Source organism: Kitasatospora sp. NPDC002551 (assembly GCF_040296005.1).
Classification (GTDB): Bacteria; Actinomycetota; Actinomycetes; order Streptomycetales; family Streptomycetaceae; genus Kitasatospora.
Genome location: NZ_JBEOWI010000041.1, coordinates 16566 through 32457, shown reverse-complemented (window position 1 = coordinate 32457; position 15892 = coordinate 16566). Strand labels below are relative to the sequence as shown.

Annotated in this window: 12 protein-coding genes and 2 pseudogenes; 2 read left to right on the top strand and 12 right to left on the bottom strand. The window is 74.9% G+C overall.

The genetic code is table 11. The features are described 5' to 3' along the window. Positions 1–57 precede the first annotated feature (57 nt). The 10 genes and pseudogenes from ABT093_RS28705 to ABT093_RS28660 all read right to left on the bottom strand — a co-directional run bounded on the left by ABT093_RS28705 (position 58) and on the right by ABT093_RS28660 (position 11134). The gene (locus ABT093_RS28705) at positions 58–963 is read right to left on the bottom strand and encodes a fumarylacetoacetate hydrolase family protein (protein ID WP_350569380.1); all 906 of its coding nucleotides are present in this window, start codon (positions 961–963) and stop codon (positions 58–60) included. Positions 964–979: 16 nt separating this feature from the next. Then, positions 980–2104 carry a cupin domain-containing protein gene (locus ABT093_RS28700; protein WP_350569378.1) on the bottom strand — a complete coding sequence of 375 codons (1125 nt, stop codon included), beginning with the start codon at positions 2102–2104 and terminating at the stop codon, positions 980–982. Next, entirely contained in the window at positions 2101–3105 is a 1005-nt protein-coding gene (locus ABT093_RS28695) for a carbon-nitrogen hydrolase family protein (protein ID WP_350569377.1), read from the bottom strand. The genes ABT093_RS28700 and ABT093_RS28695 overlap by 4 nt, the downstream gene beginning before the upstream one ends. Continuing rightward, positions 3102–5486: an oxidoreductase gene (locus ABT093_RS28690; RefSeq protein WP_350569375.1), complete on the bottom strand. Its 2385-nt coding sequence runs from the start codon at positions 5484–5486 to the stop codon at positions 3102–3104. The genes ABT093_RS28695 and ABT093_RS28690 overlap by 4 nt, the downstream gene beginning before the upstream one ends. Continuing rightward, positions 5483–5806 (bottom strand): annotated as a pseudogene (locus tag ABT093_RS28685) (acyl-CoA thioesterase); the annotation flags it as partial. The gene ABT093_RS28690 and the pseudogene ABT093_RS28685, both read right to left, overlap by 4 nt. Positions 5807–5896: 90 nt before the next feature. Continuing rightward, a pseudogene (locus ABT093_RS28680) lies at positions 5897–7507 on the bottom strand (AMP-binding protein); the annotation flags it as partial. Positions 7508–7642: 135 nt separating this feature from the next. After that, positions 7643–7948 (bottom strand): hypothetical protein, encoded by a 306-nt coding sequence (locus tag ABT093_RS28675; RefSeq protein WP_350569374.1) that lies wholly within the window; start codon positions 7946–7948, stop codon positions 7643–7645. Positions 7949–8101: 153 nt separating this feature from the next. After that, positions 8102–9532, bottom strand: coding sequence for a phytoene desaturase family protein (locus ABT093_RS28670; RefSeq protein ID WP_350569373.1), 1431 nt, complete (start codon positions 9530–9532; stop codon positions 8102–8104). A 28-nt stretch (positions 9533–9560) separates the two neighbouring features. Continuing rightward, entirely contained in the window at positions 9561–10301 is a 741-nt protein-coding gene (locus tag ABT093_RS28665) for a DsbA family oxidoreductase (protein ID WP_350569371.1), read from the bottom strand. Between the two features lie 92 nt (positions 10302–10393). Next, positions 10394–11134 (bottom strand): SMI1/KNR4 family protein, encoded by a 741-nt coding sequence (locus ABT093_RS28660; protein WP_350569370.1) that lies wholly within the window; start codon positions 11132–11134, stop codon positions 10394–10396. A gap of 336 nt (positions 11135–11470) precedes the next feature. Between ABT093_RS28660 and ABT093_RS28655 the strand changes: the two genes are divergently transcribed. Further along, the gene (locus tag ABT093_RS28655) at positions 11471–11953 is read left to right on the top strand and encodes a hypothetical protein (RefSeq protein ID WP_502884339.1); all 483 of its coding nucleotides are present in this window, start codon (positions 11471–11473) and stop codon (positions 11951–11953) included. Between the two features lie 171 nt (positions 11954–12124). Here ABT093_RS28655 and ABT093_RS28650 read toward each other — a convergent pair whose 3' ends face one another. Continuing rightward, positions 12125–13567: an alpha/beta hydrolase gene (locus tag ABT093_RS28650; RefSeq protein ID WP_350569367.1), complete on the bottom strand. Its 1443-nt coding sequence runs from the start codon at positions 13565–13567 to the stop codon at positions 12125–12127. A 216-nt stretch (positions 13568–13783) separates the two neighbouring features. Here ABT093_RS28650 and ABT093_RS28645 point away from each other — a divergent pair, with 216 nt between their 5' ends. Next, positions 13784–14392, top strand: coding sequence for a hypothetical protein (locus ABT093_RS28645; RefSeq protein ID WP_350569366.1), 609 nt, complete (start codon positions 13784–13786; stop codon positions 14390–14392). Between the two features lie 123 nt (positions 14393–14515). Here ABT093_RS28645 and ABT093_RS28640 read toward each other — a convergent pair whose 3' ends face one another. Next, on the bottom strand, positions 14516–15883 hold the full coding sequence (locus ABT093_RS28640) for a hypothetical protein (RefSeq protein ID WP_350569364.1): 1368 nt from the start codon (positions 15881–15883) through the stop codon (positions 14516–14518). Positions 15884–15892 lie beyond the last annotated feature (9 nt).

The following is a 15892-nucleotide window of genomic DNA, read 5'->3' as shown; positions in this document are numbered from 1 at the left end:
GGCATCGGGCATCGGGCATCGGGCATCGGCCGTTGGGCGGGCGCCTCGGCGGGCGTCTCAGCGGGCGTCGACCACCGGGTTGGCGAGGGTGCCGATGCGCTCGATGGTCGCCTCGACGAGGTCGCCGGGCTGGAGGAACTGCGGGGGCACCATCCCGGCGCCGACGCCGGACGGCGAGCCGGTGGCGATGACGTCCCCGGGCTCCAGGGTGACCCCGGAGGAGATGTCGGCGATCAGCCGGGCGATGCCGAACAGCATGTGGCGGGTGTTGGAGTTCTGCCGCAGTTCGCCGTTGACGCGCAGCGAGAGGTCGAGCCGCTGCGGGTCGGGGATCTCGTCGGCGGTCACCACCAGCGGGCCGAACGGCGCGAAGCTGTCCTGGCCCTTGGAGAAGAACCACTGGCCGGAGCGGCGCTGGTCGCGGGCGCTGATGTCGTTGACGATGCTGTAGCCGAAGACGTGCCGCCAGGCGTCGGCCTCGGCCACCCGGACGGCGGGGGCGCCGATCACCACGGCGAGTTCGCACTCCCAGTCGAGCTGCTTGGTGAGGTCGGCGTTGTGCCGGATCGCCCCGCCGGGGCCGGTGACGGCGGTGGAGGGCTTGCTGAACAGCACGGGCCGGTCGGGCAGTTCGCGGTCGGTGTCCAGGGTGCGGTGCGACTCGGCGACGTGCTCGACGTAGTTGAGGCCGACCCCGACGATCTTGCCGGGGCGCAGCGGCGCGTCCAGGGCGACGTCGGTGAGCCGGGGCAGCGCGGCCGGGTTCCGCGCCGCGTCGGTGGCCAGGGCGCGGGCGGTGGCCAGGGCGGGTTCACCGGCGCGGATCAGTCCCAGCAGGTCGCCGGGCAGCTCGGCGCCGGCGGCCGCGGCGAGCGCGGTCAGGTCGGCGACGCGGTCGCCGTCGAGCAGGGCGCCGAGGCGCGGGGCGTCGGTGAGGGGGGCGCGGTAGGTCAACAGCCTCATGGGTGCGGGCTCCTGGTCACGGGGTGGTGGTGGGCTGGTGCCCGTCGTGCTCCGGGTAGGCCTCCTCGCGGTACAGGCCGAGCGAGTGCATCACCGGGAAGTCGTTGAAGGAGAACAGGCAGGCGTCCTCGCCGGGGTCGAGGTTCGCGTGCTCGTGCCAGGCCCAGGACGGCACGACGAAGATGTCGCCCTGCTCCCAGGCGAACCGCCGCCCGGCGATCACCGAGACGCCGCGCCCCTTGGCCGCCGTGTAGACCACCGAGCCGGTGTGCCGGTGGGCGCGGGTGGCCTGGCCGGGCCGCAGCAGCTGGAGGTGGGCGCCCATGGTGGGCATCACCGGGCCGCCGGTGACCGGGTTGGAGTACTCCATGACCACTCCGTCGTAGGGCGATCCCTCGGTGGCGCGGGCGAGTTGGGTGAGCGCGTGGTAGCTGGGCTCCCAGGGCCAGCCGAGCAGCGGGGAGTAGGGGCGGGTCCACTTCTCGACGCCGTACGGCAGCAGGTTGCCGCCGTACGTCAGCAGCGAGGAGTTGACCACCGTGCCGGGCCGCTGGTACAGCTCCGGGTGCACCTCGTAGAAGTTCGCGTCCAGCATGTTGACCAGCGGGATGTCCAGGCCGTCCTGCCAGATCACCGGGCCGTCGCCGGACTCGTTGCCGTGCTCGTGCCAGGTGCTGTTGGGCGTGATGGCGAAGTCGCGCGGGCCGACCTTGAGCTTCTGGCCGTCGACGATCGTCCAGGCGCCGGTGCCCTCGTGGACGAAGCGCAGCGCGGAGGCCTGGTGGCGGTGCGCGGTCATCGCCTCGCCGGGGCCCATGATCTGCAGGCCGGTGTACAGCAGGCCGACGGCGGCGCTGAGTTCGCGGCGGCCGGGGTTGACCAGCATGACCACCCGGCGTCCGGCGTCGTCGGCCCTGACCAGCGGGAGGGCCTTGCGGACCAGCGGGCGCAGGTCCGCGTAGCGCCAGAGCACCGGCACCGACTTCGGCTGGGGGTACCAGGGTTCGATCTCGTTCGCCACGGTCCACAGCGCGCCCGCGTCGACCTTGGCCAACTCTTCGTAATAGGCGGCCAGTTCCGGGTTGTCACCGACCCGTGCCCGGCCGATCCGGTCGTCGTCGTAGTCGCTTCCGGCGGTCATTCCTCCTCCTTCGGGGGTTGCTGGGCGAGCGTGAGCGGCCGCAGCGGACGGTCGTCCACGTGCAGCCGGAAGACGTCGAAGCGGTTGTAGTGGCCGACGATGTCGTGCATCTGCTTGGGCTGCACGCAGCGGCCGAGGTCGATCCCGGCGTAGACGATGCCCTCCTCGTCCACCAGCGGCTCGGTCACCGCCCGCCCGTCGGGGCCGAAGATCCCGGACAGCGCGCTGCGCGGGCGGGCGAGTTGCTTGCGCAGCTCGTGGTCCTCGCCGGCGATCGCGGTGGTGATCTCCGGAGAGATCGTGGAGCAGGAGACCACCGTGAACACCTTGCCCTCGAAGCAGTGCGCGGCGGCGCGCAGCGCGATCGCCTCCGCCATGTCGTAGTCCTCGGGGGCGACCGGCAGGGCGATGTAGGCGGCGGCGTGCACGAGTTCGCCCTGCGCCAGCAGGGTGAACCGGGCGAGCGGGTTGGTGTTCTCGCCGCAGGCGAGCGCGCCGAGCGGGCCGACGGCCGTGCGGTGGACCCGCAGGGTGCTGCCGTCGCCCGGCGTCCAGGTCAGCTTCTCAGCCCAGGTCGGCACCAGCTTGCGGTGCACGCCGGTGAGTTCGCCGTCGGCGTCGATGGTCAGCAGGGTGTTGTACAGCACGCCGAGGCTGTGCGGTCCGCGCTCGTTGACGCCGATCACCAGCACCACCCCGGCCCGGCGGGCGGCGGCGCGCAGCGTGTCGACGTGCGGTCCCGGGACGTCCACCGAGGCGCGGTAGAGGCGCTCGTACCAGGGCGAACCCTGGACCGGGTTCATCGTCCAGTTCCAGTAGGGGTAGCCGGGGACGAACACCTCGGGGAAGACGACGAGGGAGGCGCCGTGCCCGGCCGCCTCGTGGATCAGCGCGACCGCCTTGTCGACGGTGGCGGCGGCGTCCAGGTAGACGGGCGCGGCCTGGACGGCGGCGGCGGTGAAGCGGGGCAGCCGCAGCGCGGCCGACACGGGCTCGGTCATCGTTCCTCCTCGGGGCGCTCGGTGGGGGCGGGCCGCCAGCGGCGGTGCACCGGTGCGGCCGGCTCGCGCACCAGCCGCAGCCGCGGCGCCGCCCGGTCGGACCCGGGACCGGGCGGCCGGCGGCTGCCCGCGGCCCACGGCGCGGGCCAGCGCGCGCCGGGGCCCGCGTAGCCCTGCTCGGCGGCGGCGTGCAGGGTCCACAGCGGGTCGTACAGCTGGGCCCGGCCGACCGCCACCAGGTCCGCCCGGCCCGCCAGCAGCACCGAGTTGACGTCGTCGTGGTGGGAGATCGCCCCCACCGCGACGGTCGGCAGGCCGGTGGCGGCGCGCACCAGTTCGGCGAACGGCGTCTGGTAGCCGCGCCCGTACGGCGGCCGCTGGTGCGCCACCACCTCGCCGGTGGAGACGTCCACCGCGTCCGCGCCGCCCTCCGCCAGCGCGCGGCAGATCGCGACGGCCTCCGCCTCCCCGGTGCCGCCCGGCGCCCAGTCGCTCGCCGAGATCCGCACCAGCAGCGGCCGCCCGGCCGGCCAGACGGCGCGGACCGCCGCCAGCACCTCCAGCGGCAGCCGCAGCCGCTGGGCGAGCGGGCCGCCGTAGCGGTCGGTGCGGCGGTTGGTGAGCGGTGACAGGAAGCCGGAGAGCAGATGGCCGTGGCCGAACTGCAGCTCCAGCACGTCGAACCCGGCCTGTGCCGCGCGCTCCGCCGAGGCCGCGAAGTCGGCGGTGACGGCGGCGAGCTGGACGGCGTTCGCCTCGTGCGGAAGCGGACCTCCGGCGTCCCACGGCAGCGGCGAGGCGGCGATCACCGGCCAGCCGCCCTCGGTGAGCGGGGGGCCGGAGCCGTCCGGGCCGGGCACCGCCCGGGCGGCCCGGCGCCCGGCGTGGGTCAGCTGGATGCCCACCGGGGTGTCGCTCACCGCCCGTACCGCGTCGAGGAGTTCGCGCCAGGCCTGCTCCTGGTGGTCGTTCCACAGGCCGGGGCAGCGGTCGGTGGCCCGGCCCTCCGGGGTGACGGCGGTCATCCCGGCGATCACCAGCCCGGCGCCGCCGAGGGCGTGCGCGGTCAGCTGGGCGCGGTCGAAGGCGCTCGGCAGCGCGTCGACGGCCGTGAAGGTGGCCAGCGGCGGCACCACCACCCGGTTGCGCAGCTCCAGCGCGCCGAGCTTCAGCGGCCGGAACATCGGCGGCGTGCCGCGGGCGTCCGGCGTCCCCGCGACCGCCTGCTCCACCGCGGCGACGAACCCCGGATCGCGCTCGCGCAGACTTCCGTAGGTGACCCGTCGGCTGCGGGTGAGCAGGTTGAACGCGAACTGGTCCGGGCCCTGGCCGGTGCGCCGGCCGATCGTCTCGAACCACTCCAGGCTCGCCTGCGCGGCCCGCTGGGTGGACTCCACCACCGGCCGCCGCTCCGCCTCGTAGGCCGCCAGCGCTCCGTCCAGCGTGGGCTGTTCGTTCAGGCTCGCGGTGAGCGCCAGGGCGTCCTCCAGGGCCAGCTTGGTGCCCGAGCCGATCGAGAAGTGGGCGGAGTGCGCCGCGTCGCCGAGCAGCACCACGTTGCGGTGCCGCCAGGAGGCGTTGCGCACCGTGGTGAACCGGATCCAGCGGGAGGCGTTGGGGATCAGCCGGTGCCCGTCCAGGTGCCCGGCGAGCAGCTCCGCGCAGCGCCGCACGCTCGCCGTGTCGCTCTCGCCGCGCGCGAACTCCCGGGCGGCCAGGGCCTCGAAGCCCGCCCGCCGCCAGGGCTCCTCGGCCAGCTCCACGATGAACGTGGAGCGCTCGGCGCTGTACGGGTAGGCGTGCACCTGGAGCACGCCGAAGCCGAAGCGCTCGACGACGAAGGTGAAGGCGTCGAACACCTTGTCGGTGGCGAGCCACATGTAGCGGCTGTGCCGCTCGTCCGGCTCCGGCCGGAAGGCGTCCGGGAACGCCGCCCTGGTCGCCGAGTTGATGCCGTCCGCCGCGACCACCAGGTCGTACTCCTCGGCGAGCCGGGCGGCCGGCGGGGCGGGCGTGCGGTAGCGCACGTCCACCGCCAGTTCCGCGCAGCGGCGCTGCAGGATCGCGCGCAGCCGGTTGCGGTCCAGCGCCGCGAAGCCGTGCCCGCCGCAGGTGCGCACCCGGCCGGCGTAGCGGACGTCGATGTCGCTCCAGCGGGCGAACTCCGCGCTCATCGCGGCGTAGACCCGCGGGTCCGCCTGCGCGATGCCGTCCAGCGTCTCGTCGGAGAAGACCACCCCGAAGCCGAACTCGTCGTCCCGGCCGTCCCGTTCGAAGACGGTGATCTCCCGCCCGGGCGCCGACTGCCGGGCCAGCGCGGCGAAGTAGAGCCCGCCCGGTCCGGCGCCGATCACCGCGATCCGGCCGGCGGCGCCGGTCACCGGATCACCTCCGGCTCCTGCCGCCCGGCCTCGGCGAGCGCGTGGCGCACCTGCGCGGGCCACGGCTCGGCGCCCTTGGCGTGCGGCGCGGCGTGCACCACCGACATCCGCCCGCTGGCGGCCAGGCCGTTCGGCCCGTGCACCTCGAAGGCGTAGTGCAGCGAGGATTCGCCGACCCGCTCCACCCGCAGCTCGGTGCGGACCACGTCGCCGAACCAGAGCCGCTCGCGGTAGTCCGCCTCGAAGTGCACCCGCGGGATCCGCCCGAACAGCGCGTCCAGGCCCAGACGGCGCAGCAGCGTGGCCTCGGCTGCCTCGGCCCAGCGCTGGACGGCCGAGAAGTGGTAGTGCCCGGCCGCGTCCGTGTCCGACCACTCGACCCGCCGCTCGGTGGTCACACTGGCCGGGGCCGCCGCGGGCGCGGCCGCCGCCCGCCGGCGCAGCTCGGCGCGCGCCAGCTTCCCGGTCGCGGTGCGCGGCAGCGCCTCGACGAACTCCACCGCGCGCGGGTACTTGTACGGCGCGATCGTGCGCTTGACGTGCTCCTGGAGGGCCCGGACCGTCCCCGGCCCCGCCCGCACGCCCGCGCGCAGCACCACGTACGCCTTGACGACGGTTCCGCGCCGCTCGTCCGGCATCCCGACCACCGCGCAGTCGGCGACGTCCGGGTGGCCGGCGAGCACCTGCTCGACCTCGGGGCCGGCGATGTTGTAGCCGGAGGAGACGATCATGTCGTCGTCGCGCGCCTGGTACCAGAAGTAGCCGTCGGCGTCGCGGACGAAGGTGTCGCCGGTGAGGTTCCAGCCGCCCCGGACGTACGCGCGCTGGCGGTCGTCGTGCAGGTAGCGGCAGCCGGTCGGGCCCTTGACGGCGAGCCGCCCGGGCCGCCCGTCGGGCACCGGCCGGCCCTGCTCGTCCAGTATCGCCGCCCGGTAGCCGGGGACGGGCCGTCCGGTCGCGCCGGGGCGGATGTCCTCGTCGGCGGCGGAGATGAACACGTGCAGCAGCTCGGTGGCCCCGATGCCGTCGATCAGCCGCTGCCCGGTGGCCGCCCGGAACGCCTCCCAGACGCTCGCCGGCAGGTGCTCGCCCGCCGACACGCACCGCCGCACGCCCGCCAGCCGGTCGGCCAGCCCGGCGGCGAGGATCGCCCGGTAGGCCGTCGGCGCGGTGAACAGCACGCTGACCCCGTGCCGGTGCACCTGCTCGGCGAGCTGCTCGGGGGTGGCCTGCTCCAGCAGCAGGGTGGCGGCGCCGGCCCGCAGCGGGAAGACCACCAGGCCGCCGAGGCCGAAGGTGAAGGCGAGCGGCGGCGTACCGCCGAACAGGTCGTCGGGGGTGGGGCGCAGCAGGTGGCGCGAGAAGGTGTCGGCGTTGGCGAGCACGTCCCGGTGGAAGTGCATGGTGGCCTTGGGACGGCCGGTGGTGCCGGAGGTGAAGGCGATCAGCGCGACGTCGTCGGCGGCGGTCGGCACGGCGGAGAAGGGGCCGCCGCCGGTCAGGCCCTCGGGTCCGGCGGCGCCGTAGGGGACCACGGTCAGCCCCGGCGTCCCGGCGTGCTCCAGGTCCGTCAGGAAGCGGTCGTCGCAGAGCGCCACCACGGGCCGGGCGATCGCGTGCATCGTGGTCAGCTCGCCCGCGCGCAGCAGCGGCATGGTGGTCACGGCGACCGCGCCCGCCTTCAGCGCCCCGAGCCAACAGGCCACCAGCCAAGGTGAGTTGGGGCCGCGTAACAGCACCCGGTTGCCGGGTGCCACGCCGAGCCGCCCGGCCAGCAGCCGGGCCACCCCGTCCGCGCGCTCGCGCAGCTCGCCGTACGTCCACTGCCCGTCGGGCGTGACCAGGCAGCGCCGGTCGGGTCCGTGGCGCTCGATCGTCGCGTCGAGCAGCTCGTGCGCGCAGTTCAGCCGTTCCGGATAGGCCAACTCCGGTAGTTCGAAGAGGAATTCGGGCCACTCGTCGAGCGGCGGAAGGTTGTCGCGACAGAACGTGTCCACGTGCGCAGAGGGAGAGAGCTCCATGGGCGGGCCACCTCATCGGGCGAGCGGGAGTGAGGCAAGTATCGCGCTTCGGTGACGCTAGTCAAGAGAGCGATACAAACATCGGGGTGGCCCCGGACCGCGCTCCCGCCGCCCTCTGCGGTGGCCCCGGCGGTGCTACTGGGTGAAGTAGGCGCTCCGGCCGAACTCGAAGACCTGCGTCTGCCCGGGCGGCACGACGCCGACCGCGCTTCCGGTGCAGTCGGGCTCGTCGAAGACCACGACCGGCCCCGCGGTGTTGTTGGTGACGACGAAGGGGAACCCCGCGGCGTTGACGCAGCCCTTCGTCTGGGGCTGTGCCCGGGGTACGGCCGCGGCGGGCGCCGGGCCGGACTGCCGGGAGGTGTCGGCCGAGGCCGTGGTGCCCGCGGCCAGGACGGCCGCGCCGAGGGTCGTCGCGATCAGCAGACTGATGCGTCGCATGAGGAACCGCCTTTGCGAAGGGGGGTGGGCCGGCACCGTCCCCCCGTGCGGCCGAACGCATGCGCCACACGTACCGATGTCATCCCTGTGCCGCGCGATCGGATACGAACGGCCCTGGCGGCCCTGGCAGTCGCGGTGCCCGGGGCCGTGCCGTCACCGCCGCGTCCGGCCCCGCAGGGAGGCCAGGGCCGCCTCGGCGGCGTTGGCCCCGCACATGCCGTGGACGCCCGGGCCGGGCGGGGTGGCGGCGGAGCAGAGGTAGTGGCCGGGCACGCCGGTGGCGTAGGGGCGCGGGGCGGGACGGGGGCCGAGGAGGAGCTGGGCCGGGTCCTTGGCGCCGGTCATGATGTCGCCGCCGACGAAGTTGGGGTTGTCGGCCGCGAAGCCGGCGGGGCGGCGCACGGCCCGGCCGATGATCCGCTCGCGGAAGCCGGGGGCGAAGCGTTCGATCTGCGCGGTGATCGCCTCGGTGGCGTCCCCGGTGTAGCCGTGCGGCACGTGGGCGTAGCTCCACACTGGGTGGACGTCGCCGACGGAGCGCCGCGGGTCGGCGAGGTACTGCTGGCCGACCAGGACGAACGGGCGCCGCGGCATCCGCCCGGCGGTGACGGCGCGCTCGGCGGCGGCGATCTCGGCGAAGCCGCCGCCGAGGTGGACGGTGCCGGCGCGGCGGGCCGGCTCGGCCGTCCAGGGGACGCCGCCCTCCACCGCGAAGTCGACCTTGAACGCGCCGGGTCCGTGGCGGAAGCGGCGGTAGGCGCGGGCGACCCGGGGCGGCAGCCGGTCGCCGAGGAGGTCGGCGACGGCGCCGGGCGCGAGGTCGTACAGGACGAGGTCGGTGGGCGGCAGCTCGGCGGCGGAGCGCACCCGCACCCCGGTCTCGACCGTGCCGCCCAGCTCGGTGAGCAGCGCGACCAGCGCCCGGGTGATCGCCCCCGACCCGCCGGCCGCCACCGCCCAGCCGTACCGGTGGCCCGAGGTGAGCAGCCCGAGCCCGATCGCCGCGCTGAGCGGCCGGTGCAGCGGCTGGAACGCGTGCGCCGCCGCCCCGCCGAACAGCGCCCGCGCCCGCTCGCCGGAGAACGCCCCGGCCAGCGCGGAGGCCGGGAGCAGTGCGGGCAGCCCGAAGCGGGCGAGCCGCAGCGGGTGGCGGGGCAGGCGCAGCAGCGGGCCCATGACGTCGGCGGCCAGCCGGTCGTACCCGGCGGCGGGCCGCTCGAACAGCCGCCGCCACCGCCGGCCGTCGGCGCCGCCCAGCCCGGCGGCCGTGTCGGCCACCGACCGGTACAGCACCCCGGCCGTGCCGTCGTCCAGCGGATGGGCGCAGTCCACCTCGGGGAGCCGGAACTCCAGCCCGAAGCGCTCCAGCCCGAGGCGGCGCAGGAAGGGCGAGCCGATCGTCATCGGGTGGACGGCCGAGCAGTGGTCGTGCAGCAGCCCGGGCACGATCGCCTCGCCGCTGCGCGCCCCGCCGCCCACCTCCCCGGCGGCCTCCAGCACGGTCACCCGCACCCCGGCCTGCGCCAGCCGGACGGCGGCGGCCAGCCCGTTGGGCCCGCCGCCCACCACCACCGCGGTTGTCATGGGGCCAGCATCCCGCATCCGGCCGCGCTCAGCGCCGCGGCACCGCGCACCCCTCCGGGCCGCACGCCTCCCCGCCGTTCCCGGCCTCTCCGCCGTTCTCGCCGGCCCCGTCTCCACCGACCAGGGTCAGGACCGTGCGGCTCTCCCAGGCCTGCTCCAGCGCGGCCGTGAAGGTCTCGGCCGGCTGGGCGCCCGAGACCCCGAGCCGGCGGTCGAACACGAAGAACGGCACGCCCGTGGCGCCCATGGCGCTCGCCGTCGCCTCGTCCTCGCGCACCGCCTCGGCGTACGCCTCCCGGTCGGCGAGCACCCGCGCCGCCCGCTCCCCGTCCAGCCCGGCCTCGACGGCCAGCTCCACCAGCCGCCCCGGCGCGAACGCGGAGGCCTCCTCGGCGAAGTTGGCCCGGTAGAGCAGGTCCAGCAGGGCGGCCTGCCGCCCGTGCTCGGCGGCGAAGTGCAGCATCCGGTGCATGTCGAAGGAGTTCGCGGCGTCCCGCCCCGCGCGGACGTACGCCAGCCCCTCCGCCCGCGCGTTGTCGGCGATCCGCTGCTCCGCCGCCTCCGTCTGCTCCAGCCCGATGCCGTACTTGGCGGCGATCAGCGGCACCACCGGCCGCGCCTGGTGCGGCGACCGGGGGTCGAGCTCGAACGACCGGTGGACCACCTCGACCTCACCCCGGTGGGCGAAGCCCGCCAGGGCCCGCTCGAACCGCGCCTTGCCGATGTAGCACCACGGGCAGTTGATGTCGCTCCAGATCTCGACGCGCACGGGGCCGCTCCTGTCCTCAACCGTGCGGGCCGTTCCCGCACGCGCCGGGGCAAACACGGTCGAGAGCCTGAATATTTCTCCCCATGAAGTATTCAGGGGAGGAGCCGGTCGAGCCAGTCGAACAGGTCCGCGTCCAGCAGCTCCCCGTGGTCCGCGACATCGCCCCGGAGGAGGCCGGGCGCGAGCCGGTACAGCGAGGAGCGGTCCCGGCCGTGCCGGCGCATGAACAGGCCCGCTCCACCACCGTCCTCGCCGACCAGGACCCAGTGGGGCGCGTGCGTCCGCACCTCCCAGGCGTCGTTGCGGGCGCGGAAGGTGTGCGGCCCGTGCAGCCCGCCGCCGTCCGGCAGCCGGACCCCGGGCGTGGTGCGCCACAGCCGGGCGACGGCCGGGTTCGGCCCCTCGCGCAGCCCGGCGGCCAGCGCCGTCCACACCGTGAGGAACCCGCCGAAGGAATCGGCGACCGGCTGCTCCTCGCCGGTGAAGGGGCCGCGCACGACGACGGGCCACTCCCCGCCGGCCGCCCGGTCGAGGGCGAAGCCGTACCGCTCGTGGTCGTCGTCCTCGTAGAACCAGAGCCGGTCCCCGCCGGACCACTCCTCGACGAGCCCGGGCTCGCCGAGACCCGGCACGGGCTCCACCGTGGCGACCGGCCGCCCGCGCAACGAGCCCTCCCCGTACTTGCCCAGCCACCACCGGTACGAGTGGTCCAGCGGGCCGACGACGGCCTCCGCCGCCCGGATCGCCGACTCCGGCCGGCCACGGCCCGGCCAGGTGACGATCCCCGGAGTCACGGCGATCAGGTCCCGCAGCAGTTCTGTATCGGCCCGCATGGCGGCGAGTCTCGCAGAGGCCCACGACAGCCCCGCCGCCCCGGGGTGATCGTGCGGTGCGCCCCGTGGAGCGTTTCGGCCCGGGGGAGGCCGCCCCGGCACGCGAGAATTCACGGTCGCGGGTCTACTCGCACGGGCGACCGTGGGCCATCCTGGTGCGATGCCGGCGCTCGAAGCCCGCGTCCCTCGCGCCGGAGCACTGCCGCGTCACAGCACTGCGTACGACCCCTTCGTCCGGGCCGGTCCCGTCGGCCCGGCACCGGACTTCCCGCCCTCCCGCCGAGGCGTGGCGAAGGAGCAGGGGTCGAGTCGGAGGAACACCGTTCTCACCGGGAGATGCAGATGAAGCCACGCACCGCAGTCACCCTCGTCGCCCTGGCCATGGCCGGCCTCGCCGTCTCGGCGCCCACGGCCGGCGCCAGCGGAACCAAGCTGTCGCAGTCGACGGCCGCCGGTCAGTTCAGCGGCGCCGGCATCACGTGGAGCTCCAGTGGGGGCTGCACCACCAGGTCCAACTCCACCTGCACCTCGTTCGAGCAGATCAACTCGGGCACGGTGAGCGCGATCATCACCCTCAAGCAGGCCAGCGGCTGTGCCATCAACATCACCGGCGGCACCGAGGTGGGCCACGCCTCCGGCACCTACAGCCACTACAACGGCTACAAGGTCGACATCTCACGCAACTCCTGCATCGACGGCTACATCCAGAACAGCTTCACCTACATCGGCCTCCGCGGCGACGGCTACCCGCAGTGGAAGGCCGCCTCGGGCAACCTGTACTGCAACGAGGGCAACCACTGGGACATCCTCGTCTACTGACCCCGGCCCCGGGCGCCGGCCCCCACGGGGCGCCGGCGCCCGGGGCGTGCCCTGCTGATCCCTGCGGATCGGGCCGCACCTTCCGGCCGAGAGCCGCGGGCGCGGGGAGGGCGACGGTCGACGCCTGGGACGGACCGGTGATGAGCGCAGATCGGCTCCGGCGGCGCGGTGTCAGCTGCAGGTGCGGTCCTTCGCGGGCAGGCGTCCCGTCGTCAGGTAGCGGGTGACGTCGCCGTCCGCGCAGGACGGACGGCCGGTCACCAGGACACCGTGGCCCTCGCCGCCGGCCACCGTGACCATGCGGGCGCCGTGCAGGGCGCGCCGCATGCCCTTGGCCATCGCCAGGGGCGTCTGCGGGTCCCACTGGTTCTGCACGATCAGCGCGTCGACGTCGTTGTTCACGACGGTGACCGCCTCGCGAGGAGCGGACTTCCAGAACGCGCAGGGCTGGATGCCGGCCCCCAGGTCGCCTGCCAGGGGGCTGGCGGCTCGGTCCCGGATCGCGTCCCGGCGGTACTGCTCGGGGTCGCGCGGCCAGCTCCGGACGTCACCGCACAGGACGGCCCAGGCGGCGGAGACCACGTTGTCCACGTCCGGGGCCTCGGCCGCGGCGGGAACGTCGGCACTCGGCCCGGCCGGTGTGCCCGCCGCCGCCTTCAGTGCGACGATGAAGGGCGTGACGGCCTCGACCTCCACGAAGGCCGGGTACTGCGCCCGGATGGCGTCGCCGTCGAACAGCTGACCCTCCAGCGGGATCGGCGTGCGGTCGGCGTGGCTGATCAGGTCCCAGAACGCGGCGCGGACGGCCTCCGGGGTGGCGCCCAGTCCGTAGGCCGCGTCGCGGGCGGCGGCCCACTCCGTCCAGCGGGTGAAGGCGAGTTCGGCGGCTTCGGTCGCGCCGCGCAGCACACCGCGCCAGACCAGGGCCGGGTCGAGGGCGCTGTCGAGCACGAAGCGGTCCGCGCGCCGGGGGAACATCTGGGTGTAGACCGCGCCCAGGTAGGTGCCGTACGAGTGGCCCAGGTAGGAGATCGTCCGTTGCCCCAGCGCGGCCCGGACGGCGTCCAGGTCGCGTGCCGTGTTCCGGGTGGTGATGTGCGGCAGCAGGTCCCCGGCCCTGGCCCAGCACTTGTCCGCCACGCTCCCGGCCCGCGCCACGTCCTGCCCGAACGTCGCGGCCGAGTAGGGGTGCTGGAGGACCTGCTCGTCCGCCGTCAGACCGCAGTTGACGGGCGAACTGCGTCCGACCCCGCGCGGGTCGAAGCCGACCAGGTCGAAGCGCTCGCGCACCTCGGCCGGCAGCAGGGGCTCCATTCCGGCGGGCATCGTCAGCCCCGGAGCACCCGGGCCGCCGGGGTTCATCAGCAGCACGCCGTGCCGCTTCGCCGCACTGCCCGCCTTGATCCGGGAGACCGCGATCCCGATGGTCCGACCACCCGGGTCGGCGTAGTCCAGCGGCACCTTCACCGTCGTGCACTCCAACGAGGCCGGCTGGTCCGCGGCACACCGCTCCCACCGCAGCTGCTGCCGCCCGTACCCCTGGAGCGGCTCCTCCGCCGCGAACGCGGTCGCCGGTGTGAGCGCCGCCAGCACAGCGGCACCCGCCGTCAACACGGAAGTCGTTCGTCCAACGCGCAGCACCATGCCGCCCCCTATGCGGAACTCGGTCTCTCGGATCGCCTCCAGTCTCCGATCCGCCCGGCCCGCGCCCCGTCCTGCTGCGGGATGGCTTCACGATCCGACCCAGGTCCTACCCGGCCCCCCAACCCCTACGGGACCAGCCCCACCGACCCTCAGCCGGCCCCGCCGAGTCGTCATCCTCCGTTCGTCATGGGCCTTGAGGTCCTGTCCCTGTCGCCCGCCGTGCGACGCCGGGTGTACGGGTTCCAGCGGCCGGGCCCCGGCGCGCTGTTGGGCTGCCTGCTGGCGTCGGGGGCGGTCGCGTTCGGCTTCAGCGTGCCCGGTTGGGACTACGAGGTTCTCGCGGTGGGGTCGGCGGCGCTCGGGCTCATCCCGTTCGCGTGGCTCGTCCGGCAGCTGGCGGGCACCCGCAAGCCGGCGCAGGAGGCAGCGGCGGGACGGCGCCGCGGCCGCTGGCGGTGGGCGGCCGTCCCGCCGCTGATCGCCACGACCGCCCTGCTGGTGAGCCAGGGCGTTCCCCGCGAGGTGCGGTTCGCGCTCGCGCGGCCCGCGCTCACCTCCTACGCCGAAAGGGCCCTCGCCACGGGCACGGTGGACCCCGGCCCGGCCCGGATCGGCGGCTTCCGGATCAAGGACGCCGAACTGGCAGACGGCGGCGTCAAGTTCCCCATCGCGACCTCCGGCCTCTTCGCCAACCAGGGCTACGCCTACTTCCCGCAGGGCCCGGCCCGCTACCCCGAGTCGTACGACCACCTCGGCGGCCCCTGGTACAGCTGGTCGGGCCCCGACCACTTCTGAGCGCGTCCGGAGCAGCCGGCAGGCCCTCGTCCCCTGCGGCGGCCGTCAGGCCTGCCTCCGCTGGACCGTTGGGAGAGCGGTGAGTTCGCCCGGCCGGAACGGCGGGCGCGGGCCGGGAGTCCGTCAGAGGCCGGCCTCGGCGAGGATGCGGTACATCTCGGGCGGCGGTAGGGCGGGGTTGGCGGCGGCGTCGTCGGCGACTTCGGGGAGCGGGTCCTGGAGCAGGGGCGTCAGCAGGGCGTGGGTGATGTTGGGGTGGCGGGCGGCGCCGCGGCGGAGGGAGGGCTCGGGGGAGGTGGCGAGCCGGTGGAGGGCAGGAACGGGGAGGTCCGGGTCCTCCAGGGCGACCCGACGTACCCTCGGGTCCGGTTCGTCGACGAGGGTCCGCAGCGCCCGGCGGGGGAAGTTGGGGTGCTCCACGAGCAGCGGGCGGAGGTGGAAGTTCTCGCCGTGCGTGCGGACCAGTCGTTCCAGTACCTCTGGTGGGGCGTCCGGTCGGCGGGCCGCGATGCGGCGGACCCGGACGTCCGGGTCGTCGTCGAGCCGCTGCCACGCCTCGTCCGGCAGGTCGGGGCAGGAGGCCAGGACGCGCCGGAACGCCGGGTGCGGGCAGTCCAGGTAGGTCAGCCGCTCGTCGAGGGGCGCGGCCCTCAGCCAGTCCGGTGAGACGCCGGTCCAGCCGAGCGCCAGCATGGCGGCGGTGCTTCCGGCCGCGCGCTCGGCTTCCAGCGGTGCGAGCAGGCCTGCCCGGGTCGCGGCGTCGGTGTGGCGGCTGTAGGCCACCATGACGCGAATACTCGGGTCTTCGAGATCCAGGAACCGGGCCACCATCTCGGCGGACAGGTGCGGGTTTCCGGCGACGGACTGCAGGACGAACTCGTCCCCGGTGCGTATGAGCCGGTCGAACTGGTCGGGCGTCAGCGGTACGTGGCGTGCGACGTTGGCCCGCACGGCCGGGTCCGGGTCGGCGAGGCAGCGGTCCCGGAACTCCGGAGGGACTCCGGGGTGTTGTCGCTCGGTCGCCGCGGCCCGGACCGTGGGGTCGGGGTCGGCGAGCAGCTTCCGCTGCACCGCGGCCGGCCGATCGGGCCAGCAACGCGCGACGGCGGCACGCAGAGCGGGACTCGGCGCTCCGGCGAGGTCCGTTCGGGGCAGGCCGTAGGCCTCCTCCAGGCTGTCGACGCTCATCGGCGTCCCACGGTCCACCATCTGCCGGATGAAGTCCGGGTAGGCGTCGCGGATCTCGGGATCGGCATGCCCGGCGATCCTGCGGCGCATCGCCGGGGAGAGGCGGTCCCCGTGGAGCGCCACCGCGATGTCGGCACCGCCGTGGGTCAGCAGGGCCTCGACGACCGGGTCCGCCAGCCGTCCGCGACGCCAGGCCACGCTCGTCCGGGCGTCCGGATGCGCGGCCAGGCGGACCAGGACGTCCTGCGGGGCGGCCGGGTTTCGGCCCAGCCCGGACAGTACCGGGTGTACTCGGTTCACCATGCGTCCACG

Coding starts and splice junctions, on each gene's coding strand:
- ABT093_RS28705 (WP_350569380.1), bottom strand. CDS start 963: ATGAGGCTGTTGACCTACCGCGCCCCCCTCACCGACGCCCCGCGCCTC.
- ABT093_RS28700 (WP_350569378.1), bottom strand. CDS start 2,104: ATGACCGCCGGAAGCGACTACGACGACGACCGGATCGGCCGGGCACGG.
- ABT093_RS28695 (WP_350569377.1), bottom strand. CDS start 3,105: ATGACCGAGCCCGTGTCGGCCGCGCTGCGGCTGCCCCGCTTCACCGCC.
- ABT093_RS28675 (WP_350569374.1), bottom strand. CDS start 7,948: ATGCGACGCATCAGTCTGCTGATCGCGACGACCCTCGGCGCGGCCGTC.
- ABT093_RS28670 (WP_350569373.1), bottom strand. CDS start 9,532: ATGACAACCGCGGTGGTGGTGGGCGGCGGGCCCAACGGGCTGGCCGCC.
- ABT093_RS28660 (WP_350569370.1), bottom strand. CDS start 11,134: ATGCGGGCCGATACAGAACTGCTGCGGGACCTGATCGCCGTGACTCCG.
- ABT093_RS28655 (WP_502884339.1), top strand. CDS start 11,471: ATGCAGATGAAGCCACGCACCGCAGTCACCCTCGTCGCCCTGGCCATG.
- ABT093_RS28645 (WP_350569366.1), top strand. CDS start 13,784: ATGGGCCTTGAGGTCCTGTCCCTGTCGCCCGCCGTGCGACGCCGGGTG.
- ABT093_RS28640 (WP_350569364.1), bottom strand. CDS start 15,883: ATGGTGAACCGAGTACACCCGGTACTGTCCGGGCTGGGCCGAAACCCG.